Source organism: Hydrogenophaga crassostreae, from assembly GCF_001761385.1.
GTDB classification, from domain to species: domain Bacteria; phylum Pseudomonadota; class Gammaproteobacteria; order Burkholderiales; family Burkholderiaceae_C; genus Hydrogenophaga; species Hydrogenophaga crassostreae.
This window is the reverse complement of record NZ_CP017476.1, coordinates 2,260,386-2,282,840: the sequence shown is the minus strand read 5'-3', so window position 1 is coordinate 2,282,840 and position 22,455 is coordinate 2,260,386. Positions and strand designations below refer to the sequence as shown.

Here is a 22,455-nt window from a genome sequence, read left to right as displayed (position 1 = left end):
CGGTGCGACCCAGAGTGCCTTTAAAAGACACCCCAAACACACCAAATTGGAGGATGCAGCCCGGAGCGAGGGCAAGGGTTTGCCCTGATTGCGGGTAAACCTTGGAATTATACCGTCAACAGGCCCAAAAAGCCCGGGTTTCCCCTCTAAGCACGGCGCAGAAGTCTAGGCAATCCCCTGCGCAGCGCAGGCACTCGCATGCAGGCAAATCGCCGCCGCGGCGGCCACATTGAGCGACTCTTCGCCGCCTGGCTGGATGATGCGAACAGAACGCGTTGCCAGAGCCGCAACCGCGTCACCTACACCCTGCCCTTCGTGCCCCATCACCCACGCGCAAGGGCAAGGCAGACACGTTTCATGCAACCACTCGCCCTCATGTGAACTGGTCACCAGCAGTGGCAGGTTCAATGTCGTCAAATCTTCTGCCGCCAAGCCCTCGACCAGCCTTAACGCGAAATGCGCACCCATGCCAGCGCGCAACACCTTGGGTGACCACAAGGCGGCTGTACCCTTGATCGCCAACACCTGAGCAAACCCCATCGCTGCCGCACTGCGCAAGATGGAACCTACATTGCCAGCGTCTTGCAAGCGGTCCAGCACGACGGTAGGCACACCAGTCTTCACGCCAAGGTCAGATGGCAGATCCCAAACAAACCCCATTCCGGCGGGCGATTCGAGGCCGCTGATACCCGCCATCAAAGCATCGGGTACCGTGTGTGTTTTCGGCGCAGCATGCTTCAAAGCCGGATCCGCTGACGCCCATGCCGACTCCGCAAACACAGCAATTGACGGCAGGTGCTGGCGCGCCATCAATGCGCGGCAAAGGTGATCGCCTTCCAGCCACACCTGGCCTTGCTTGCGGTAAGCGGTGTTGTCTTGCGCAAGTACACGCAAGCGCTTGAGCAAGGGGTTGTCTCGCGAGCGGATCGGTGCTGGTTCGTTCATGCGGTCGTCTCCGTGCGCGCGGCCCATGCACGGGCCACTGGCGCGAATGAACGCCGGTGAACCGCCAGCGGTCCGAGCGTTTCCAGCGCTTTAAGGTGCTGTGCGGTGCCATAACCCTTATGGCGATCAAAACCGTAGCCAGGGTACTCGGCGTGCATGGCTTGCAGCATGCGGTCCCTTGTCACCTTGGCCAGAATGGACGCGGCAGAAATGGCTGGTACCAACGAATCACCTGAAACGATGGCTTCTGCCAAGACATTGAGCGGAGGCAGGCGATTGCCATCCACCAGCACTTTGGTTGGCTTTAGGCGCAGGCCATTGACCGCACGCTGCATGGCCAGCATCGTGGCTTGCAGGATGTTGAGCCGATCAATTTCCTCCACTGAAGCCAATGCAACAGAGCAGCACAGCGCTTTGGCGCGAATTTCGTCGTACAGGCGTTCACGGCGCAGGGCTGTCAAAACCTTGGAGTCAGCCAACCCCTTGATAGGGGACCGATCATCAAGGATTACAGCAGCCGCCACCACCGGTCCCGCAAGCGGGCCACGCCCGGCCTCGTCCACGCCAGCGACCAATCCGGGTGCGTCCCAGACGAATTTGGCCTGCTCAGCTTTCAAGAATTTTTTCGATCGCATCGGTGGCCAACTGGGCTGTGTCGCGCTTCAACGTGAGATGCAACGCTTGAAAGCGCTGCTGCAAGACCTCGATTCTCTCAGGAGAATCCAGCCAATCGAGCACCGATTGCGCCAAAGCGGTCGGCGTGGCGGCATCTTGCAACAGCTCCGGTACGACAAACTCGCCACTCAGGATGTTGGGCAATCCCACCCAAGGCTGCAGCTGCTTGCGTTTCATCATGCGCCAGGACATTGGATGCATGTTGTAAGCAATGACCATTGGCCGTTTGAACAGCGCCGCTTCCAGCGTGGCCGTGCCGCTGGCGATCAACGTCACATCGCAGGCGGCCATGGCGAGGTGGGACTGGCCTGCCAGCACCTGAATGGAGTCCCCCAGACCACTGGCCTGCGCCATGGCCTGCAGCCGCTCGCGCTGAGCTGGCACAGCTGGCACCACGAAACGCATCCCAGGCCGCCGGCGCAGCAACTGGGCTGCCGCATCGAAGAACCTTTGTCCGATGTAGGCAATTTCAGAGGATCGACTGCCGGGTAGAAGGGCCACCACTGTGTCTTCGTTATTCAGACCCAGTTTCAAGCGCGCTGCAGCACGGTCGGGTTCGACTGGGATCACACTGGCCAATGGATGACCCACATAGCTGGCGGCGATTCCGTGTTGAGCCAGCAACTCAGGCTCAAAGGGGAAAATGCACAACACGTGATCGGCCGCAACCTTGAGTTTCTCAATCTTTTCGGGTCGCCAAGCCCAGACAGACGGACACACGAAGTGAACTGTCTTGATGCCCTGTGCTCGCAGTCCAGCCTCAAGTCCCAGATTGAAATCAGGTGCGTCGACGCCTACAAACAAGGCTGGCGGCTGCTCAATCAAGCGCTTGCGCAGTTGTCGCCGAATCGAAAGAATCTCCCACAATCTCGGCAGGACTTCGATGTAGCCGCGAACAGCGAGCTTTTCTTGTGGCCACCAGCTTTGAAAACCCTGGGCCAACATGGCGGGTCCGCCAATACCCTGGGTCTGCAAATCAGGCCAGCGGGCCCTCAAACCCTCCAGCAGCAAACCGGCAAGCATGTCGCCGGACGTCTCGCCAGCGACCATGGCGAAAGGCCGTGCGATTACAGACTTGCTCAAGGCGGTTTCAGCGCGCAATGCCGTTGCTGGCCTGGCTCAAAAAGCCATCCATCAACGCCACATCGGCCGCCGCCTCGGGCGTTGTCTCGGCAAGCCTCACGATGTCGACACGCGCATCAGCCAAGGTCTTTCCCTGGCGATAGAGCAGCTTGTGCATCTCGCGAATGGCAGCAATGCGCACCGACGAAAAGTCGCGTCGGCGCAAACCGACCAGGTTCACTCCGCGCACCGACAGTGGATGCCCGTCAACCACCATGTAGGGAGGAACATCCTGGCCCACATGACTTGCAAAACCGATCATGCTGTGGGCACCGATGTTCATGCGCTGCAAGATACCGGTCAGCCCTCCAATGGTGACCCAGTCGCCCACTTTCACATGGCCGCCCAGCGTGGCGTTGTTGGCCATCGTGATCTGATTGCCAAGCTGGCAATCGTGGGCAATGTGCACATAGGCCATGATCCAGTTGTCATTGCCGACGCGGGTTACGCCTGCATCCTGAGCAGTACCAATATTGAAGGTGCAAAACTCACGGATGGTGTTTCGGTCACCAATTTCCAGACCACAGGGCTCGCCCGCATACTTTTTGTCCTGGGAGATCGCGCCAATGGAGTTGAACTGGAAAATACGGTTGTCGCGCCCGATGGTGGTGTGGCCTTCGATCACGCAGTGCGGCCCGATAGTGGTGCCCGCGCCAACTTTGACGTGCGCTCCAACCACCGTAAAGGCACCGATGGAGACTGTGCTGTCCAATTCGGCGGCAGGATCCACCACGGCGGTGGCGTGAATCAAACTCACAATGCCCCCTCGTTCAGGCAATCGTGCGCATGGTGCACATCAGCTCGGCCTCGCAAGCCAGTGCCTCTCCGACGAAACACTTGCCTTTGAACTTAAAAATGCCCGCCTTGGAGCGCTCCAAGGTGACATCCATCAGCAGTTGGTCACCAGGTTCCACAGGTCGCTTGAAACGCGCAGCGTCGATACCCGCGAAGTAGTACACGCTTTTGTCATCGAGCGTTTTGCCCATCGCATCAAAACTCAGAATGGCAGCCGCCTGCGCCATCGCTTCCAGCATCAAGACACCAGGCATCACGGGTCGGTTGGGGAAGTGCCCCAGAAAAAAGGGCTCGTTGATCGATACGTTTTTGATCGCCTTGATGCGTTTGCCCGGCTCGATTTCCAACACCCTGTCCACCAGCAAAATCGGATAGCGATGGGGCAGGAGCTTGAGAATTTGGTGGATATCCATCATGGCATTGGCTTGTTGTGCATCGCTTGTGCGATGGCCTGTTCCGCGGCTTTGAGTCGCTCACGCAGGCGGTTGAGTTGTTTGAGAGAAGCAGCGTTCTTTTCCCACGACGCATTGTCGTCGATTGGAAACATGCCGGTGTAGTGGCCAGGTTTGTTGATGGAACGCGTCACCACGCTACCCGCTGAAATGTTCACCCGGTCGGCCAGTGTCAGATGTCCCAGGACGATGGCGCCACCACCCACAGTACAGTGGGCGCCAATGATTGCGCTGCCCGCCACGCCCACACAGCCGGCCATCGCAGAATGGGCGCCAATATGAACGTTGTGACCAATCTGGATCAGGTTGTCGAGTTTCACACCGTCTTCAATCACTGTGTCATCGAGCGCGCCACGGTCAACGCAGGTATTGGCACCGATTTCTACGTCGTGGCCAATGCGCACAGCGCCCAGTTGCTCAATTTTTATCCATTGTCCTTTGTGGGGCGCAAATCCAAACCCGTCGGCTCCGATCACCACGCCCGAGTGAAAGATGCAGCGCTCTCCAACCTGGCAATCAGCACCCACTGTGACGTTTGGCGACAGTCGTGTATCCCTTCCGATCCTCGCGCCAGCACCAATCGTGCAATGCGCACCTATGCGCGCACCTGTGGACACATGTGCCCCTGCTTCGATCACACTGAACGGCCCCACCTCGACGCCTGGTTCAACCACCGCCTTGGGATCAACGAAGGCCTGCGGGTGTATTCGAGGCTCAAAAGCTGGTGAAGTCGTCGCGCGCCACCACTGGGTCAGTCGAGCGAAATAAAGGTAAGGGTCATCCGTAACGATGCAGGCCCCCCGGGCGGCTGAAGCCGCCTTGAGAGCAGGCGGAACAATCAACGCCCCAGCCTGCGTGCTTTCAATCTGATGTGCGTAGCGCGCTTGCGCCACAAAGGCCAAATCATTCCCGCGCGCTGACGCAATCGGGGCCAAGCGCATGATTGGAAACAAAGCGTCTCCAAACAACTCCCCACCCAAGGCCTCAACAACAGAGCCCAGTGTCTTTGGCACGGTGCCCTGCGCCTTACTTGGCGCTGCTCAGCCCGGTCAGCACCTTGTCGGTGATGTCGTGCTTGGGGTTGATGTACACCGCTTCTTGCAGGATGAGGTCGTACTTTTCGGTCTCGGCCACTTGCTTGATCACCCGATTGGCCCGCTCCAATACAAGTTGAAGTTCCTCGTTCTTGCGCAGGGTCAGGTCTTCCTGGAACTCCCGCTGCTTGCGCTGAAGGTCACGATCCTGATCCACCAGCTGACGCTGGCGAGACAAGCGCACGCCATCTGCCATCGTCGGCGACTCACGTTCGAACTTTTCTGAAGCGGCCTTGAGATCCCTTGCCTGGGACTGAAGGTCTTTTTCGCGGCGGGAGAACTCCTGCTCCAGCTTGGTTTGCGCTGCCTTGGCCTGAGAAGCTTCACGCAAAATCCGATCGGTGTTGACAAACCCGATTCGAAACTCTTGTGCAAATGCACCCACAGTCGCCATGCCCAAGGCCGTGGCCACAATGCAGTGGCGAACAAACGAGCGCGAAAAAATCATCATCAAAAGGAGGTTCCGATCTGAAACTGGAAACGCTGGATTCTATCGCCATCAAACTTGCGAATGGGTGTCGCATACGCAAAACGCAGCGGGCCGATAGGAGAAATCCAGCTCAAGCCAACACCGGCAGATGACCGCAAGAGAGACAGGTCGACGCTTTCCGACTCACCGTAGACATTGCCAACGTCAACAAACCCGAACCAGCGCAAAGTGCGGTCATTGCCTGCACCGGGAAACGGAGCAATGAACTCAAGGTTGGCCACGAGGTTTCGTGCGCCACCCACGTTAACTGTTTCGCCAGTGGTAGATCCCAAAACCGCAGATGTCGGGCCCAAGGTCCCTTGCTCAAAACCACGCACCGATCCCAGGCCACCGCCATAGAAGTTGCGCAGCACGGGAAATGCTTTGCCATTCAGGCCTTTGCCCACACCAAACTCGGTATTGAAAGCCAAGGTGTATTTGCGGCTGAGGGGCACATATTGCTGGAACTGGTAGTTCAGCTTCACATAGGGGCGCGTTCCGCCAGCACCAAATTCTGTATTGAACCGCTGCAAACGGCCCGAGGTTGGAACCAGTGCGCTATCGCGCTCGTCACGGGCCCAACCCAGTGTCGTTGGAATATAGGTACCGCCTTGATCCAGATACGCCTCGGGCAGCTGGTCGCCAGAAGTCACCTTGACACGCTCTGCGCCGATGCCGAAAAATACCGTATCGCGCTCGGTAAAAGGTACACCGAACTTGATGCCCGCACCGGTGGTCGCGATTTCATAGTCGCCACCTTGCGCATCGTAAGGACGGGTCGTCTTGTAATACGCATCCAAAGTGCGCGAAATGCCGTCAGGCGTGAAATAGGGGTTGGTCGTGCTGAGCACAAACTGGCGGTTGAACTTGCTGGTGTTCAGGTCAAGGCCGAGGTAGTTACCACTGCCAAAGACGTTTTCCTGTTTGATGCTGCCGATGAAAGACAGCTTGTCGGCTTGTGAGTAACCCGCACCGATGGACAGATTACCCGTGGGTTTTTCCGCCACAGTGACTGTCAGGTCAACCTGGTCGTTGGTTCCTGGCACCGGCTCCGTGGCAATACCAACCTCAGTGAAATAACCCAATCGGTCAACCCGGTCACGCGACAGCCGAATCCGGTCACTGTCATACCAAGCAGACTCCAGTTGACGAAACTCACGGCGAATGACTTCATCACGCGTGCGGCTGTTGCCGACCACGTTGATTCGACGCACATAGGCACGGCGAGAAGGCTGGGCACGGAAGGTGAATGCCACGCGGTTGGTGGTTCGATCGATATTGGGCACCGCCTCCACTTGCGCAAAGGCATAACCAAAGGCGCCGAAATAATCGGTGAACGCCTTCACCGTCCTCGTCACGTCTTCAGCGTTGTAGGCTTCGCCCGCGCGCATGGCCACCATCGACTTGAATTCGTTTTCTTTCCCCAAATACTCGCCTTCAAGCGCCACCGAAGCCACCACGAACCGGTTGCCCTCTGTGATGTTGATCGTCACCGACATGTCTTGCTTGTCCGGAGATATCGCCACCTGGGTGGATTCCACACGGAACTCAAGGTAACCGCGGGTCAGGTAGTGAGAACGCAAGCTCTCAAGGTCGGCGTTAAGCTTGGCCCGCGAATAGCGGTCAGACTTGGTGTACCAGCTCATCAGGCCACCGGTATCCAGGTCGAACAGGTCTCTCAAAGTGCTTTCGCTAAAGGCCTGATTGCCCACAATGCGAATGTCTTTGATCTTTGCGACGTCGCCCTCGACCACACTGAAATTCAGATTGACACGGTTACGCTCATCAGGCGTTACCGTTGTAACAACCTGCGCCGCATACATGCTCTTGTTGATGTATTGGCGCTTGAGCTCTTGCTCAGCGCGATCAACCAATGCTTTGTCGTAGGGGCGCCCTTCTGCCAGACCCACGTCTCGAAGCGACTTCTTGAGTATCTCGCTATCGAATTCCTTGATTCCGGAGAAGCTCACGTCGGCAACCGATGGGCGCTCTTCAACGATCACCACCAGCACACCATCGTCCACTTGAAGGCGGACATCGGTAAACAACCCGAGGCTGAACAGCGAGCGGATCGCTGTAGAGCCTTTTTCATCGTTGTATTGCTCACCGATGCGAAACGGCAGCGAGGCAAAGACGGTTCCTGGCTCAATACGCTGCAAGCCCTCGACCCGAATGTCCTTCAAGGTAAACGGATCTACCGCCCAGGCAGGAAGAGCGGTCAGGAGCAAAGAGGCAGCCGCTGTGAGCGATACGCCACGCAACCGGTTTTGGATTGTTTTCATGAAGAAAGAAATGTTCAGCCGGTCAAACGGGCCACATCATTGAACAAGGCAACGGACATCATGGCCAACAGTATGCCGACACCTCCGCGCTGCAGGCGCTCCATCCAGACCGCAGACACGCTGCGCCCCGTCACACCCTCCCAAAGATAATACATCAGGTGTCCCCCATCAAGCACCGGCAAAGGAAGAAGGTTGAGCACACCCAGACTCACACTGATCAGGGCGAGAAAGATCAGGTATGGAGTGAACCCCAAACTGGCGGACTTTCCCGCATAGTCAGCGATCGTGAGCGGCCCGCTGAGATTTTTCAATGAAGCCTGCCCAATCACCATGCGCCCCATCATCTTGAGCGTCAGCCAGGAAACTTCCCAGGTTCGAACAGTGCCATTGACGAGACCATCGATCAAGCCGTGGCGCACGGTCACCATTGCTGGAGGCGCCCCCACATAGGCGCCGATCCGCCCCATCCAGGCTCCGTCTTGATGCTCAGGCTTGGGGGTGACGGCGATGCTCAAACGCTGACCGTCTCGACGAAGCGCCCATTGCTGGGTCAAAGCCTCTCCCGCGTCACTCACCCCCGCACGAATCTTGCTGCGCAATGCCTGGCCGTCCGCTACCGGCTGGCCGTCCACACTCTCGACCACGTCACCTGCCAGGAGGCCAGCAGCCTGGGCTGCACCGCCTTCAATCACATCTCCAAGGACTGGCGCCGTCCATGGTGCCATGATGCCAATGCGCTGGTAGAGCTCAAGGTTGGCTTCCCGGATGTTGAGGCTGCTCAGGGGCAAAGCCACGGCCCGGCCAACGCCACCTTCACTGGAGGCCAGCCACAAGGTCATATCATCACCAGACAAAGCTGCCTGAGTCACCCGCCAGCGCAGATCCTCAAACGAGCCCATATCGCTGGCTTCCGAGTCACCGGTGCTGGCGCGAACAACCCACTCCCCTCCTTTGATTCCGGCCGCTTCCGCCAATGAGCCAACGGTCGGTCCCGCCAAGGTCGCTTTGGGCTCCTCCACCCCTACCCAATTCACAACCGAATACAGCACGATTGCCAGCAACAGGTTGGCCACAGGCCCCGCGACCACGATGGCTGCCCGCGATTTCAGCGGCTGGGTGTTGAAGGCCAGGTGGCGTTCAGAGGCTTCAACCGGTGCCTCACGCTCGTCGAGCATACGTACATAGCCCCCCAGAGGCAAAGCGCACAACACAAATTCCGTAGAACTGCCCTTCGGATGCCAGCGCAGCAATGGCTTGCCAAAGCCAACTGAAAAACGAAGCACCTTCACGCCACACGCCACCGCCACACGGTAATGTCCATACTCATGCACGGTGATCAGCAGACCCAAGGCCAGAACGAAAGCGAAAACAGTCAACAACATGGCAAATTCCTGAAACAAGGCTCCGACACTCTCGGCCAGATATCAACCGGGCCAGCGTGCCAGACGCCAGCGGATACCGTCAGACAGCGCAGCGAACCACCACGGACTCAGCGAAAGATCGCGCCTGGGCATCCAGCGCCAGCAAATCATGCAAACTCTTGGGGTTGGAGGGTTGAACTGATGACAAAGTTGCATGATTGACCGCATGGATCTGGTCGAACCGCAATCGGCCCGCCAGGAACGCTGCCACCGCGACCTCGTTGGCCGCATTGAGCACCGCTGAAGTGCCCTCTGGCGCCCGCAAGGTCTCCCAGGCCAGGCCCAGACCAGGGTAGCGTTGCAGGTCGGGTTCGCGGAACGTGAGAGCCGCGAGCTGGCGGAAATCCAGCGGGTCGGCGCCACTCTCGAAACGCTCTGGCCAGGACAGACCGTAAGCAATCGGTACACGCATGTCAGGTGTACCCAGCTGGGCGAGCACAGACGCATCGTGAAACTGCACCATCGAGTGAATGATTTGCTGCGGGTGAATCAAAACCTGAATCTGCTCAGGGGCGAGGTCGAACAACCAGCGTGCCTCAATCACCTCCAGCGCCTTGTTCATCATGGTGGCGGAGTCAACCGAAATCTTGCGACCCATGACAAAGTTCGGGTGAGCGCAAGCTTGGTCTGGTGTGATGCTCGCCATCTCGTTCAGCGGCGCATCCCGAAACGGACCACCGGATGACGTGAGCATGATGTGCTGGATGCCATGACGCCATGTGGAGGCGTCAGGCGGCAGGCACTGAAAAATTGCAGAATGCTCACTGTCAATGGGCAGCAAAGTAGCACCGCCCTCATGCACCGCCGACATGAACAGCGCCCCCCCCACCACCAGCGCCTCCTTGTTGGCCAGCAGCAGCCTTTTGCCAGCGCGCGCAGCAGCCAGCGATGGTGCCAGCCCCGCTGCGCCCACGATGGCAGCCATCACCACATGCACATCCGGTGCTGAGCTCACCTCACTCAAGGCTTGCTCACCACTCAATACCTGTACAGCCAGTCCTTCGGCTTTGACCCTTTCGGCCAGTTGGCGGGCGTGTGGCTCGCTTGCCATCACCGCATAGCTCGGCGAGAACGCCCGGCATTGGGCCAGCATCAGCTCCACCTGGGTGGCTGCGGTCAATGCAAACACGTCAAAGCGGTCAGGATGGCGCGCGATCACATCCAGTGTGTTGGTGCCAATGGAGCCGGTAGAGCCGAGAATGGTGATGGTCTGCAAAGGGTTCCCTATTCAATTCAGAGCTGCGTCAACAGCATGGCCAAGGGCAATACCGGCAACAAGGCGTCGACCCGATCCAGCACACCACCGTGCCCAGGCAACAGTTGGCTGGAGTCTTTCATCCCGGCGCTTCGTTTCACAAGCGATTCCAGCAAATCGCCGACCACGCTCATTGCGCTCAACCCCACCACAGCCAGGAGCGCCAAAACTGGACCCTGAGCCCACAACAAAGAGAACAAGCTTGGGCTGTCTGTCCATCCCTGGCGATCCATCCATACCCAGAAAACACCCAGAGCCAACACGCCCAATGCGCCACTCAGCGCGCCTTCCCAACTCTTGCCTGGACTCAAACTGGGGGCAAGTTTGCGCCTCCCAAAGGTTTTCCCGCCCGCGTAGGCCGCTACGTCCGCCATCCAGACAAGGGTAAGCGCAGAAAGCAAAAATCCAATGCCGAGCTGCCGCGCCTTGACCAGAGCCAACCAGGCACAGGAGAGCAGCAGCAGTCCCAGCCAAAGCCGCAAAGGTTGTGGCCAGCGACGCCAGCCGGCAACGCCGCGGTGAAGCATCACCCAGCCCACCCCTATCCAGACCAGGCCTGCGCCCACCCAGAGCAACGACCAGTCAACGGACAAACCACCGACCAGGGCGAAGCCCATCAAACTGGCGCCAAGACCCAAACCCAAACCCTGAGCGACTTTCGGACCACTGCCATTGAGGCGCGCCCACTCCCAGCCAGCGGCCCCCAACAACACTGCCGAGACGAAAATAAAAGGTTCAGTCGATTGGTAAAAGATCGCTGGCAACAACACGGCCAGCATCACCAGCGCTGTGATGATGCGTTGCTTAAGCATCTGACGAACCGCCCTTACCCTTTTGGGATGGGGAGTCGGCACGTGCCAGTTGCTCAGGCGTTTGACCAAATCGACGCTCTCGTCCAGCAAAATCGGCAATTGCACGGTCCAGCTCGTCAGCGTCAAAATTGGGCCACAGGCAAGGCGTGAAGAACAGCTCGGTATAGGCTGCCTGCCAGAGCAGGAAGTTGCTGATGCGCATTTCGCCTCCGGTGCGAATCAACAGATCAGGGTCCGGCACATGGGACAGCGACATTGCCTCATCCAGGCTCGACTCCGTGATCTCTCGCCCCTGTGCTACCAGCTTGCGTGCTGCCTGGGCAATATCCCAGCGTCCGCCATAGTTAAAACACACATTGAGTGTGAGACGGGAATTGCCTGCGGTGGTCTCTTGAGCCCGCTGCAAACCTTGTACAACGCGCGGCGACAAACCCGAGCGCTCACCGGGAAAATGCAGTTTCACCCCATTCTTGTGCAACCTGGGCACCTCTCGGGTCAGCGCCACTGCGAGCAAATCCATCAGTCCAGATACCTCCTCGACAGGGCGGCTCCAGTTCTCCGAAGAGAATGCAAAGACCGTCAGCACCGATACTTCCCGCTCAATGCAAGCACGCACGGTACGGCGCAGCGCATCGACACCCTGTTTGTGCCCCGCCACACGCGGCATCTTGCGTTGCTTGGCCCAGCGGCCATTGCCATCCATCACGATAGCCACGTGGTGCGGCGCGGTCGCAATGGGTGTCGTTTTGCTGGACTCGGTTGGACTCATGGGCTGGATAGAAGGGCTCTGATCAGACAGCCAGAATGTCCTGCTCTTTGGAGGCGACCAGGTGATCGACCTCCAGAATCATGCGGTCGGTCAGCTTTTGCACGTCGTCCTGGGCACGGCGCTCGTCATCTTCCGAAGCCTCTTTGTCTTTTACGAGGCGCTTCACACCTTCATTGGCATCGCGACGCAAATTCCGTATCGCGATCTTTGCGTTTTCGCCCTCGTTTTTGACCACCTTGGTCAACTCGCGTCGCCGCTCTTCGGTCATTGGGGGCATAGGCACGCGAATCAAATCCCCCTGACTGGATGGATTCAGACCCAGGTCGGACTCGCGAATGGCTTTTTCAATCTTGGCACCCATGCCCTTTTCCCAAGGTGCCACACCAATGGTGCGGGCATCCAGCAAGGTGAGGTTGGCCACCTGTGACAACGGCACCATGGACCCGTAGTAGTCCACGTGCACCGTGTCCAGCAACGCAGGGTTAGGCCGCCCGGTGCGAACCTTGCCCAAATTGCTCTTGAACGACTCCAGCGACTGGTGCATCTTGTGCTCAGCGTTTTTGTGGATTTCAGCAATGCTCATCTCAACTCCTCAAGTCAACTCAAATCTGTCTGGTCCTATTTGTGGCTTCAAACGTGAACCAAAGTACCCTCATCACCACCCAACACCACATTGCGCAGTGCACCAGGTTTGAAGATCGAGAACACCTTCACAGGCAATTTCTGGTCGCGGCAGAGTGCAAACGCCGTCGCATCCATGACCTGCAAGTTCTTCGCCATCGCCTCGTCAAACGAGATCGACGGGTAGCGGGTAGCGGTAGGATCCTTGTTGGGGTCGGCGGAGTACACACCGTCTACTTTCGTAGCCTTCAGTACGATTTCGGCCCCAATTTCAGCACCGCGCAAAGCCGCAGCCGTGTCTGTGGTGAAAAACGGATTTCCAGTACCCGCCGCAAACACCACCACTTTGCCCTCTTCCAGGTATTGCAGCGCCTTGGGTCGCACATAGGGCTCGACAACCTGTTCAATGGCGATGGCAGACATCACGCGAGCCACCAAGCCAGCTTTTTCCATGGTGTCAGCCAGCGCCAGGGAATTCATCACTGTGGCCAACATACCCATGTAGTCGGCCGTCGCACGATCCATTCCCACGGCTCCGCCTGCCACGCCGCGGAAAATATTGCCTCCACCGATCACCACCGCTACCTCGACACCCAAACGGGTGACTTCAGCGATCTCTTCCACCATGCGTGCAATGGTGGCGCGGTTGATACCGAATGCATCGTCGCCCATCAGGGCTTCACCTGAGAGCTTAAGCAAAATGCGTTTATAAGCAGGCATATAGCAACTTTCTCGATTCGAAATACGGGCGACTCAACCTACAAGTGTAGCGAGGCGCAGCCCAGACTTCGAGGACAACGCACTGAGCAGCCGTCAAAAATGGGGCTTCACACAAGACAACGGGCCTTTCGGCCCGTGTGTCTCAGCATGGAACAGGTCTGGGATTCACTCCAGCCTAAATTCAAGCACCTTTGGCTGCGGCAACCTGAGCTGCGACCTCTGCAGCGAAGTCATCAACCTTTTTCTCAATGCCTTCACCGACCACATACATGGCGAAGCTCTTGAGCGTGGTGCCTTCGGCCTTGAGCATTTGCTCCACGGTCTGCTTGTCGTTCTTCACGAAAGGCTGGTTGAACAGCGAAACTTCCTTGAGGTACTTCTGAACAGCACCTTCGATGCGCTTGGCAACGATCTCAGCACTCTGCTCTGGCTTGCCTGCCGCAACCAGTTCCTTGTTGGCCTCATCGGCCTTGGCCGTGGCCACCGAGCGCTCGCGCTCGATAAACTCGGCGGGCACGTCGGCACTGGTCAAGGCGACCGGTTTCATGGCAGCGATGTGCATGGCGGTATCTTTTGCGGCCACTTCGGAACCATCAAACTCCACCATCACGCCAATGCGGGTGCCATGAACGTAGCTAACCACCTTCGAGCCACCGCTGTAATGCTTGAATCGGCGGAAGCTCATGTTTTCACCGATCTTGCCAATCAGACCCTTGCGCACGTCTTCCAGCGTTGGACCGAACGAGTCCTGGCTATAGGGCAAAGCGCCCAGGGCTTCAAGGTCGGCCGGGTTGTGCTTGGCGACCAACTCCGAAGCTGCGCTGGCAAATGCCAGGAAGCTGTCATTCTTCGTCACGAAGTCGGTTTCGCAATTCACTTCAACCATGCCACCAGTGGTGCCATCGATGAAGCTGGTGATCACGCCTTCTGCGGTCACGCGGCTGGCGGCCTTGCCCGCCTTGGTACCCAGCTTGACGCGCAGCAACTCTTCGGCTTTCGCCATGTCGCCTTCGGCTTCAGTCAGTGCTTTTTTGCACTCCATCATGGGAGCGTCTGTCTTGGCGCGCAGTTCGGCGACCATGCTTGCAGTAATTGCCATTTGGGTTCTCCTTGAACCGCCGCACAACGCGACGGAGGGTCAATGAATTGGTTTTGCTTGCAAAAAAGGGGCTACAGGAGCCCCTCTTTCGCGCAGCGGCCGGAAATCAGGCGGCTGCAGAGTCTTCTTTAACTTCGACGAATTCGTCGCCGCCTTCAGCAGCGACGGCCTTGACGACACCGCTCATGGCGTCGTTGCGACCCTCGATGACCGCATCAGCGATACCGCGGGCATACAAAGCCACCGCACGAGCAGAGTCATCGTTGCCAGGAATCACGTAGTCGATACCCACTGGGTTGTGGTTCGTATCAACAACACCCACCAGAGGGATGCCCAGCTTCTGGGCTTCCAGCACGGTGATGTTGTGGAAACCCACGTCAATCAGGAAAATGGCGTCAGGCAAAGCAGTCATATCCTGAATGCCGCCAATATCCTTCTCGAGCTTCTCCATTTCGCGAGCAAACATCAGTTGCTCTTTCTTGCTCATGGACTCCAGACCAGCCTCCTGCTGAGCCTGCATGTCTTTCAGACGCTTGATGGAGGTCTTGACTGTCTTGAAGTTGGTCAACATTCCGCCCAGCCAACGCTGATCGACAAAAGGGACGCCGGCGCGGCGGGCTTCTTGAGCAACAACTTCGCGCGACTGGCGCTTGGTACCCACCATCAACACGGTACCGCGATTGGCGGTGAGTTGACGCACAAACTTGGCGGCATCCTCAAACATCGGCAACGTCTTTTCGAGGTTGATAATGTGGATTTTGTTGCGGTGGCCAAAGATGAACGGCGCCATCTTGGGGTTCCAGAAGCGTGTTTGGTGACCAAAGTGGACACCGGCTTCCAGCATTTCGCGCATGGAGATAGACATGATTAAATTTCCAAAGGTTAGGACTTAAATCCAGCCCCGATCATCAAACACGGCCACATCGGCCCACTTTGACAACACCCGGTTGGGCTGGTTTGAGATTACTTTGCGTCACTCGCGCTCAGCAAAGCCATTCAATTATAGCAGTCATCCAACCGGCCACTCCTGCCTCTTTCACCCCGGCGCAGTATGAACGCGGCCCGGCCAGCATCACCCCATTGCCCGGTCACGCTTTCAAATGGCATCCGTGGTGAAATGCCATCAGACTGCGGCATGGGTGCACACTAAACCACTACTTTTGCCAGCGGAGGACCGTTGCCCTTTCACGCCGCTTGACGTTGACAGCGCTCGGGCACACGATTCCAACTCCGTTTCACTCAACCTGCAAAAAGGAGCAAGACCATGGGAATGTTCAGTTTTATCAAGGAAGCCGGCGAAAAACTGTTCGGCATCGGCAAGGCCGAAGCTGCCACGCCTGCCTCACCAGCGACCCCAAGCACAGAACAGCTCAACCAGAAAGCCGCGCAGGCGATTGAAAATTACATCGAAAGCATGAGTCTCAATGTGGAAGGCCTGAACGTCACATTTGATGCTGCGACTGAAACGGTGACCGTCGCCGGTGCCGCACTTGACCAGGCAACGCGCGAAAAAGTCGTGCTGTGCTGCGGCAACGTCGCCAGCGTCACCAGCGTTGTCGACAACATGACCGTGACCAACCCCGAACCAGAATCCAGGTGGCACACCGTGGTTCGGGGCGATAACCTGTCGAAGATCAGCAAGGCGTTCTACGGAACACCCAACAAATACCCACAGATCTTCGAGGCAAATAAGCCTATGTTGACCCACCCCGACAAAATTTATCCAGGTCAGGTGTTGCGCATTCCAGCGCCCTGATGGTCCAAACCATGCGGCGGATCAGCTTTGATCAGCTTGAGCAGTTGCACAGCGTACAGGCAACCCGTGCTTTGGAGCGAGCAGCAACTGCACAGCTTCCTGCCCATGCACTTATGGCCCGAGCCGGACAGGCAATTGCCCAATTGTCTCAAGCATTGGCACCGCATGCCCGAAGAATATGGGTTGCCTGCGGTCCAGGCAACAACGGCGGCGACGGACTTGTTGCCGCCACCCTTCTCTATAAACACGCTCGGCAACACGGACTGCAAACCCAAATTTGCATAACGTTCGCGGGCGATCCCAACGCCCTGCCGGCTGATGCCTCTCATGCCTTGAGAGAAGCGCTGACATGTGGACTGCAACCCTCTGACGACCCGCCGACCAATTTCGACTTTGCCATAGACGCGCTGCTGGGCATTGGAACGGCACGTGAGCCCGAGGGCACAATCGCCAAACATCTTGAACTCCTGCGCAATGCCCTTGCGCCGGTGTTGTCCGTTGACGTTCCCAGCGCACTGCTGCCAGACACCGGGGTTCTGCTCGGCCCGCTCCCGGGGACCACGCCCAACGTTCGGCACACACTGTCGTTGCTCACGCTGAAGCCCGGCTTGTTCACGGCACAGGGACGTGACGCCGCAGGCGACATCTGGTTTGACGGCCTGGGTGTCAACCACCAGCCTGCAGCGCAGCCATCCGGCGACTTGCTCAGCGCATTTGGCATTGAAACGATCACAACCGACAGGCCCCACGCCTCCCACAAAGGAAGCCATGGAGAGGTCCTGGTCATGGGCGGTCAAGGCATGAAAGACTCTGGCTCAGGCATGGTTGGCGCGGCCGCGTTGGCCGCCCGGGCCGCCCTACGCACAGGCGCAGGGCGGGTCTACCTGAGTTTGATTGGCGCACCCTCGTCGCCTACCGACTTCGACCCCGGGCAGCCTGAACTCATGTTTCGCAGCGTCAATGCAGCATGCCAAGGCGATTTGCTTGAACGCAGCGTGGTGGTATGCGGCTGCGGCGGGGGTGAAAGCATTGTGTTGCAGCTCCCATCGATCCTCTCACGGGCCCGAACCCTGGTCCTCGATGCAGATGCCCTCAATGCGATCGCCGCAGACACCCAGCTTCAAAGCCTGTTGACCCAACGACAGACCAGGGCCTGGACAACAATAATCACACCCCACCCGCTGGAGGCCGCGCGTTTACTGGGTACCACGACAACTCAAGTCATGCAAGACCGCTTGGCAGCGGGCACCCAATTGAGTGAGCGGTTTGGCGCGATCTGCGTGCTCAAAGGGTCCGGAACCGTTATCACGGCTCCCGGACAGCCCAGGTACATCAACGGCAGCGGCAATGGGGCATTGGCGACGGCAGGCACCGGCGATGTCTTGGCCGGGATGCTCGGCGCCGCCTTGGCACTGGCCTCGCCCTGCAAGCTGCCATTGATCACGACCGCACAAACGGTATTTCACCACGGCTGGCTGGCGGATCAATGGGTACGCCAGCGCGGAGCCCAACCGCTGACCGCAGATCTGCTAACGCGCTAGCATTCAAAGCTGCGACTAGAACCCCAGCGCCAGCAAGCCCACTTGCAGCAAAAGCAAGAGCACCAGCACGGACAAGTCAACGCCCCCGATCGTAGGCACCACCCGCCGGATGGGTTTGAGCAGTGGGGACACCAGACGATCCAGCGTGCCCATCACCGGCGCGCCTGGCTGAACCCAGGACAGTACCGCGTACATCAACAGCAGAACCATCAATCCTTGAAGCAGCACACGCAGCAAAAAGCCACCCGCCACCCAGGCAATGCCCAGGAGCATGGCCACCGGCGAAGCCGCTTGGGCATTGAATCCAACACTCAAGGCCAACCGAATACCGCCATAAGCCAGCGCCAGCAGCACGGCTGCAAAAAAGCTCCCCCAGTCGAATCGACTCTGAACCAACGCTTTGGGAAGCATGCGCCGCGAAGGCTTGACCAGCCAATCGGTTACCGCCAGGGCGAACCGGCCCGGCTGGGCCTGCATATGAATGCGCAAGTGGTTCATCCACGCACGCAAGAATGCACAACCCACCAATACAAAAAAAACGGTGTCGAGTAGGAAAAATAGGATATTCACAGCGTTCTACAACCTTGCTTAGCGGCGGTTCTTGCGAGGTTTGCTACCGGGTTTCCGTTCTCCACCGCGCGGATTTTTTTTCCCTGAGGAGCGCTTGACTGCCGTTTTCAGCTCCTGTACATGCGCCGCAACTCCATCGGCTGGCCGAGGCGTACCCCCCCATTTCCACCGGAGCGTTTGCGTCGCGACTTGGTGGCTCGCTCACCATTGTTGTCGCTTTCGTCAGCAGAGACACCGGCCTTATCACGCTTGGCACGCAGCAACAGATCATCCTCCCCAGTCACCAAGCGGAAATCGATGCGGCGACCGTCCAGGTCAACTCGGCTGACTTGCACATTCACCTTGGTGCCCAAGGCATAGCGAATGCCGGTGCGCTCGCCGCGCAATTCCTGGCGTGCCTCGTCAAAACGGAAATACTCACCACCCAGCTCTGTGATGTGCACCAAGCCTTCCACGTACATCGCGTCCAGGGTGACAAACAAGCCGAAACTGGTCACTGAGCTCACCACGCCGGTAAATTCCTCGCCCAAATGCTCCCGCATGTACTTGCACTTCAGCCATGCCTCGACATCACGGCTGGCCTCGTCAGCGCGACGCTCGTTGGCACTGCAGTGCAAGCCTGCAGCCTGCCAGGCCAGTGTATCGGCCGACGGCTTCTTCACCGGCTTGTCGGTCGGCGGCTTGACGCGGCTGGCCAGGCGTTTGCTCAACTTTGCGTGCGCTTCGCCGGGCGTTGGCAGATTCGGCAATTGGTAGCGCTGCTGAAGCAAGATCGCCTTGATCACGCGGTGCACCAGCAAGTCGGGGTAACGCCGGATGGGGCTGGTGAAGTGGGTGTAAGCCTCAAATGCCAAACCGAAATGCCCACCATTGACCGGCGTGTAGATCGCTTGCGACATGGAGCGCAGCAACATCATGTGAATCTGCTGCGACTCTGGCCGGTCTTTGGTCATCTCGGCGATGTGACGAAACTCCGAGGGTTGCGGGTTGTCGCTGATGGTCTGGGGAATGCCCATGGCCTTCAGGTAATTGCGCAAGATCTCTTGCTTCTCTGGCGTTGGGCCTTCGTGCACACGGAACAGGCCCACATGCTTGCTTTGACTGATGAAATCGGCCGAGCACACATTGGCGGCCAGCATTGCCTCTTCAATCAGCTTGTGGGCATCGTTGCGCGTACGAGGGACGATTTTCTCGATTCGACCTGACTCATCACAAACAATCTGGGTTTCGGTCGTTTCAAAGTCCACCGCACCACGCGCTTGGCGGGCGACCAGAAGGGCTCGGTACGCATCGTGCAGGTTGAGCAGGTAAGGCACCAACGCTTTGCGTTGAGCCGCCTCTGGGCCGCGGGTGTTTTGCAGAATTGCCGCAACTTCGGTGTAGGTAAAGCGCGCATGGCTGAACATCACCGCAGGGTAGAACTGGTAAGCATGCACCTCGCCCTTTGCGTTCACCAGCATGTCGCAAACCATGCAGAGTCGCTCCACACCCGGGTTCAAAGAGCACAAGCCATTCGACAGCTTTTCCGGCAGCATGGGGATGACCCGGCGCGGAAAGTAAACCGATGTGGCGCGTTCGTATGCGTCCACATCGATGGCGGCACCGGTCTCGACATAGTGACTCACATCGGCAATGGCAACCAGCAAGCGCCAACCCTTGCCTCGCCCCACCTTGGCAGGCTCGCAATACACAGCATCATCAAAATCGCGCGCGTCTTCGCCGTCAATGGTGACCAGCGGAACATCTCGCAAATCGACACGCTCTTTGTGGTCGCTGGGGCGCACGTGATCGGGCAACTGACGCGCCTGCGCCAGGGCCGCTTCGGAAAACGCATGTGGGACACCATATTTGCGCACCGCAATCTCTATTTCCATGCCAGGGTCGTCGATTTCACCCAGCACTTCTTTGACGCGGCCAACCGGCTGACCAAACAGCGCCGGCGGCTCGGTCAACTCAACCACGACCACCTGGCCCGCCTTGGCCTGGCCAGTGCCGGTTTTCGGAATCAATATGTCCTGGCCATAGCGCTTGTCTTCCGGCGCCACCAGCCAAACGCCGCTCTCCTGCAACAGCCGACCAATGATGGGCGAATCCGATCGCTCCACGATTTCGGTCACGCGACCTTCTGGCCGGCCCTTTCGGTCTGTTCGCACGATTCGGGCTTTCACCCGATCCTTGTGCAGCACTGCCCGCATTTCGTTGGACGGCAGGTAAATATCGGCCTGTCCATCGTCGCGGATGACAAAACCATGTCCATCCCGATGTCCAGATACAACGCCTTCAAATTCGGCTAGCAAGTTGTTTTTTTCGTTCACAAAATTCTCTGATATACTTCCGTTTTTCCTGAGATGCCCAGGTGGCGGAATTGGTAGACGCACTAGTTTCAGGTACTAGCGCCGAGAGGCGTGGGGGTTCGAGTCCCTTCTTGGGCACCATGATCATAAGGTCTTGCAAACACTGTGTTTGCAAGACCTTTTTTCATGGTGCACGCCCGCGAAAATTGACAGGCCAGCCCGCATTGAGCGCGCTGGCCATTCTTTTGATTGTCAGGGATTGAGCGAGCCGCCACATCACAGCGACGGCCCTTGGTTGGCGTGGTACTCGCCAGAATCAAAACGGGACCGCAATCAAGTCGTGTCCCTCTGCTGCCACGATGCGCGCCTTGGTGAACTCACCCACCTTTAAGGTCTTGCTTATCTTCTCGGGAGGCTGCAGTTTTACCACCCCGTCAATCTCGGGCGCATCGGCAAAACTTCGCCCAACGCCACCCTTCTTGCCCAGACCCGGCGCCGAATCAACCAGCACCTGCATCGTGGCACCGACTCGTTCACGCAACTTGTCTGCCGACACAGCCTCCGCCACTGCCATGAACCTCGCACGGCGCTCGTCGCGCAAACCAGCGGGTACCGGGTCGGCCAGCGAGTTCGCCACAGCACCGTTGACGGGTGAGTATGCAAAGCAACCCGCGCGATCAATGCGCGCTTCTTGTGCGAAATCCAGCAGATGCTGAAACTCGGCTTCGGTTTCGCCAGGAAATCCGGCGATGAAGGTGCTGCGAATCACTATTTCCGGGCACAGCTCGCGCCAACGGGCGATGCGCTCCAAATTTCGCTCGCCGCTGGCGGGCCGCTTCATGCGTTTGAGCACATCAGGATGGCTGTGTTGCAAGGGCACGTCCAGATATGGCAAACACAGGCCTTCAGCCATCAGCGGAATGATGTCGTCTACATGGGGGTACGGATACACATAGTGCAAGCGCACCCAGGCGCCAAATCCTTTGGCCAGCTCGCCCAGCGACTTGACCAGATCAAACATCCGGGTCTTCACTGGTTTGCCATCCCAAAATCCGGTGCGGTACTTTACGTCCACACCATAGGCTGAAGTGTCTTGGCTCACCACCAACAATTCTTTCACGCCAGACTCAAACAGCTTGCGCGCCTCAGTCAACACATCGCCAATCGGACGGCTCACCAGATCACCCCGCATCGAAGGGATGATGCAGAACGTGCAGCGGTGGTTGCAGCCTTCGCTGATTTTCAGGTATGCGTAATGGCGGGGCGTGAGCTTGATGCCCTGCGCAGGAACAAGGTCCACGAACGGATCATGCGGTTTGGGCAAATGCTTGTGTACCGCCGTCATCACCTCATGGGTGGCGTGTGGCCCAGTGACAGCCAAAACGCTGGGGTGGATATTGCGGACCATGTTGCCACCGCCCTCGCCTTCGCGAGCGCCAAGGCAGCCGGTCACGATCACCTTGCCATTTTCGGCCAGGGCTTCCCCAATCGTGTCCAGACTTTCTTTGACTGCGTCATCAATGAAGCCGCAGGTGTTCACGATCACCAAATCGGCGCCCGCAAATGTCTTGGAGGTTTGGTATCCCTCAGCGCTGAGCTGCGTGAGGATAAGTTCAGAGTCGGTCAGGGCCTTGGGGCAACCCAGGCTCACAAACCCGACTTTGGGCGCAGCAGCGCCCGGCGTGGCAACGGTTTCAATCATCGCCCGATTGTCTCAGAGCACAGGCCGCACCAACGGCCCAACCGACAAAGAAAATCCAACC

At 58.2% G+C, this 22,455-nt stretch carries 21 protein-coding genes and 1 tRNA gene; 3 read left to right on the top strand and 19 right to left on the bottom strand.

Going from position 1 to position 22,455, the window contains the following annotated elements; genetic code table 11:
• Positions 1–165: 165 nt before the first annotated feature.
• The 16 genes from LPB072_RS10565 to rpsB form a co-directional block, all read right to left on the bottom strand.
• Positions 166–945, bottom strand: coding sequence for a TrmH family RNA methyltransferase (locus LPB072_RS10565; RefSeq protein WP_066088316.1), 780 nt, complete (start codon positions 943–945; stop codon positions 166–168).
• Positions 942–1,580, bottom strand: a complete 639-nt coding sequence (rnhB, locus tag LPB072_RS10560; protein WP_066087802.1) for a ribonuclease HII — start codon at positions 1,578–1,580, stop codon at positions 942–944. The genes LPB072_RS10565 and rnhB overlap by 4 nt, the downstream gene beginning before the upstream one ends.
• The gene (lpxB, locus tag LPB072_RS10555; protein ID WP_066088319.1) at positions 1,552–2,670 is read right to left on the bottom strand and encodes a lipid-A-disaccharide synthase; all 1,119 of its coding nucleotides are present in this window, start codon (positions 2,668–2,670) and stop codon (positions 1,552–1,554) included. The genes rnhB and lpxB overlap by 29 nt, the downstream gene beginning before the upstream one ends.
• Before the next feature lie 40 nt (positions 2,671–2,710).
• Complete coding sequence (gene lpxA, locus LPB072_RS10550) at positions 2,711–3,499, bottom strand: acyl-ACP--UDP-N-acetylglucosamine O-acyltransferase (RefSeq protein WP_066087803.1); 789 nt, start codon at positions 3,497–3,499, stop codon at positions 2,711–2,713.
• A 13-nt stretch (positions 3,500–3,512) separates the two neighbouring features.
• Positions 3,513–3,953, bottom strand: coding sequence for a 3-hydroxyacyl-ACP dehydratase FabZ (gene fabZ / locus LPB072_RS10545; protein ID WP_066087804.1), 441 nt, complete (start codon positions 3,951–3,953; stop codon positions 3,513–3,515).
• Complete coding sequence (lpxD, locus tag LPB072_RS10540; RefSeq protein ID WP_066087807.1) at positions 3,950–5,002, bottom strand: UDP-3-O-(3-hydroxymyristoyl)glucosamine N-acyltransferase; 1,053 nt, start codon at positions 5,000–5,002, stop codon at positions 3,950–3,952. Before lpxD ends, fabZ begins: the two co-directional genes overlap by 4 nt.
• A 13-nt stretch (positions 5,003–5,015) precedes the next feature.
• Entirely contained in the window at positions 5,016–5,477 is a 462-nt protein-coding gene (locus LPB072_RS10535) for an OmpH family outer membrane protein (RefSeq protein ID WP_231943540.1), read from the bottom strand.
• A 56-nt stretch (positions 5,478–5,533) separates the two neighbouring features.
• Positions 5,534–7,834 carry an outer membrane protein assembly factor BamA gene (gene bamA / locus LPB072_RS10530; RefSeq protein ID WP_066087814.1) on the bottom strand — a complete coding sequence of 767 codons (2,301 nt, stop codon included), beginning with the start codon at positions 7,832–7,834 and terminating at the stop codon, positions 5,534–5,536.
• Positions 7,835–7,848: 14 nt separating this feature from the next.
• Entirely contained in the window at positions 7,849–9,216 is a 1,368-nt protein-coding gene (rseP, locus tag LPB072_RS10525) for an RIP metalloprotease RseP (RefSeq protein WP_066088322.1), read from the bottom strand.
• A gap of 79 nt (positions 9,217–9,295) precedes the next feature.
• Positions 9,296–10,471 carry a 1-deoxy-D-xylulose-5-phosphate reductoisomerase gene (gene ispC / locus LPB072_RS10520; RefSeq protein ID WP_066087817.1) on the bottom strand — a complete coding sequence of 392 codons (1,176 nt, stop codon included), beginning with the start codon at positions 10,469–10,471 and terminating at the stop codon, positions 9,296–9,298.
• A gap of 17 nt (positions 10,472–10,488) precedes the next feature.
• A complete protein-coding gene (locus tag LPB072_RS10515; protein WP_066087820.1) occupies positions 10,489–11,322 on the bottom strand; it encodes a phosphatidate cytidylyltransferase in 834 nt (277 codons plus the stop codon).
• Positions 11,315–12,091: a polyprenyl diphosphate synthase gene (gene uppS, locus LPB072_RS10510; protein WP_066087823.1), complete on the bottom strand. Its 777-nt coding sequence runs from the start codon at positions 12,089–12,091 to the stop codon at positions 11,315–11,317. Before uppS ends, LPB072_RS10515 begins: the two co-directional genes overlap by 8 nt.
• A 22-nt stretch (positions 12,092–12,113) precedes the next feature.
• A complete protein-coding gene (frr, locus tag LPB072_RS10505; protein ID WP_066087826.1) occupies positions 12,114–12,674 on the bottom strand; it encodes a ribosome recycling factor in 561 nt (186 codons plus the stop codon).
• Positions 12,675–12,721: 47 nt separating this feature from the next.
• Positions 12,722–13,432 carry a UMP kinase gene (gene pyrH, locus LPB072_RS10500; protein WP_066087829.1) on the bottom strand — a complete coding sequence of 237 codons (711 nt, stop codon included), beginning with the start codon at positions 13,430–13,432 and terminating at the stop codon, positions 12,722–12,724.
• A 181-nt stretch (positions 13,433–13,613) separates the two neighbouring features.
• Positions 13,614–14,531: a translation elongation factor Ts gene (gene tsf / locus LPB072_RS10495; protein ID WP_066087832.1), complete on the bottom strand. Its 918-nt coding sequence runs from the start codon at positions 14,529–14,531 to the stop codon at positions 13,614–13,616.
• Positions 14,532–14,637: 106 nt separating this feature from the next.
• Positions 14,638–15,396 carry a 30S ribosomal protein S2 gene (gene rpsB / locus LPB072_RS10490; protein WP_066087834.1) on the bottom strand — a complete coding sequence of 253 codons (759 nt, stop codon included), beginning with the start codon at positions 15,394–15,396 and terminating at the stop codon, positions 14,638–14,640.
• 399 nt (positions 15,397–15,795) lie between these two features.
• Here rpsB and lysM point away from each other — a divergent pair, with 399 nt between their 5' ends.
• Together lysM and LPB072_RS10480 are read left to right on the top strand one after the other, a co-directional pair.
• On the top strand, positions 15,796–16,287 hold the full coding sequence (lysM, locus tag LPB072_RS10485; protein ID WP_066087838.1) for a peptidoglycan-binding protein LysM: 492 nt from the start codon (positions 15,796–15,798) through the stop codon (positions 16,285–16,287).
• Complete coding sequence (locus LPB072_RS10480) at positions 16,287–17,828, top strand: NAD(P)H-hydrate dehydratase (RefSeq protein WP_331245840.1); 1,542 nt, start codon at positions 16,287–16,289, stop codon at positions 17,826–17,828. The genes lysM and LPB072_RS10480 overlap by 1 nt, the downstream gene beginning before the upstream one ends.
• Positions 17,829–17,843: 15 nt before the next feature.
• On the opposite strand, the gene LPB072_RS10475 is transcribed toward LPB072_RS10480, so the two are convergent.
• Together LPB072_RS10475 and rnr are read right to left on the bottom strand one after the other, a co-directional pair.
• Positions 17,844–18,398, bottom strand: a complete 555-nt coding sequence (locus LPB072_RS10475) for a YggT family protein (protein ID WP_066087841.1) — start codon at positions 18,396–18,398, stop codon at positions 17,844–17,846.
• Positions 18,399–18,505: 107 nt separating this feature from the next.
• Positions 18,506–20,713: a ribonuclease R gene (rnr, locus tag LPB072_RS10470; protein WP_407927795.1), complete on the bottom strand. Its 2,208-nt coding sequence runs from the start codon at positions 20,711–20,713 to the stop codon at positions 18,506–18,508.
• Between the two features lie 35 nt (positions 20,714–20,748).
• On the opposite strand from rnr, the gene LPB072_RS10465 reads away from it, so the two are divergent.
• A tRNA-Leu gene (locus LPB072_RS10465) sits at positions 20,749–20,833 on the top strand.
• 175 nt (positions 20,834–21,008) lie between these two features.
• On the opposite strand, the gene rimO is transcribed toward LPB072_RS10465, so the two are convergent.
• On the bottom strand, positions 21,009–22,394 hold the full coding sequence (rimO, locus tag LPB072_RS10460) for a 30S ribosomal protein S12 methylthiotransferase RimO (RefSeq protein ID WP_066087847.1): 1,386 nt from the start codon (positions 22,392–22,394) through the stop codon (positions 21,009–21,011).
• Positions 22,395–22,455: the final 61 nt, after the last annotated feature.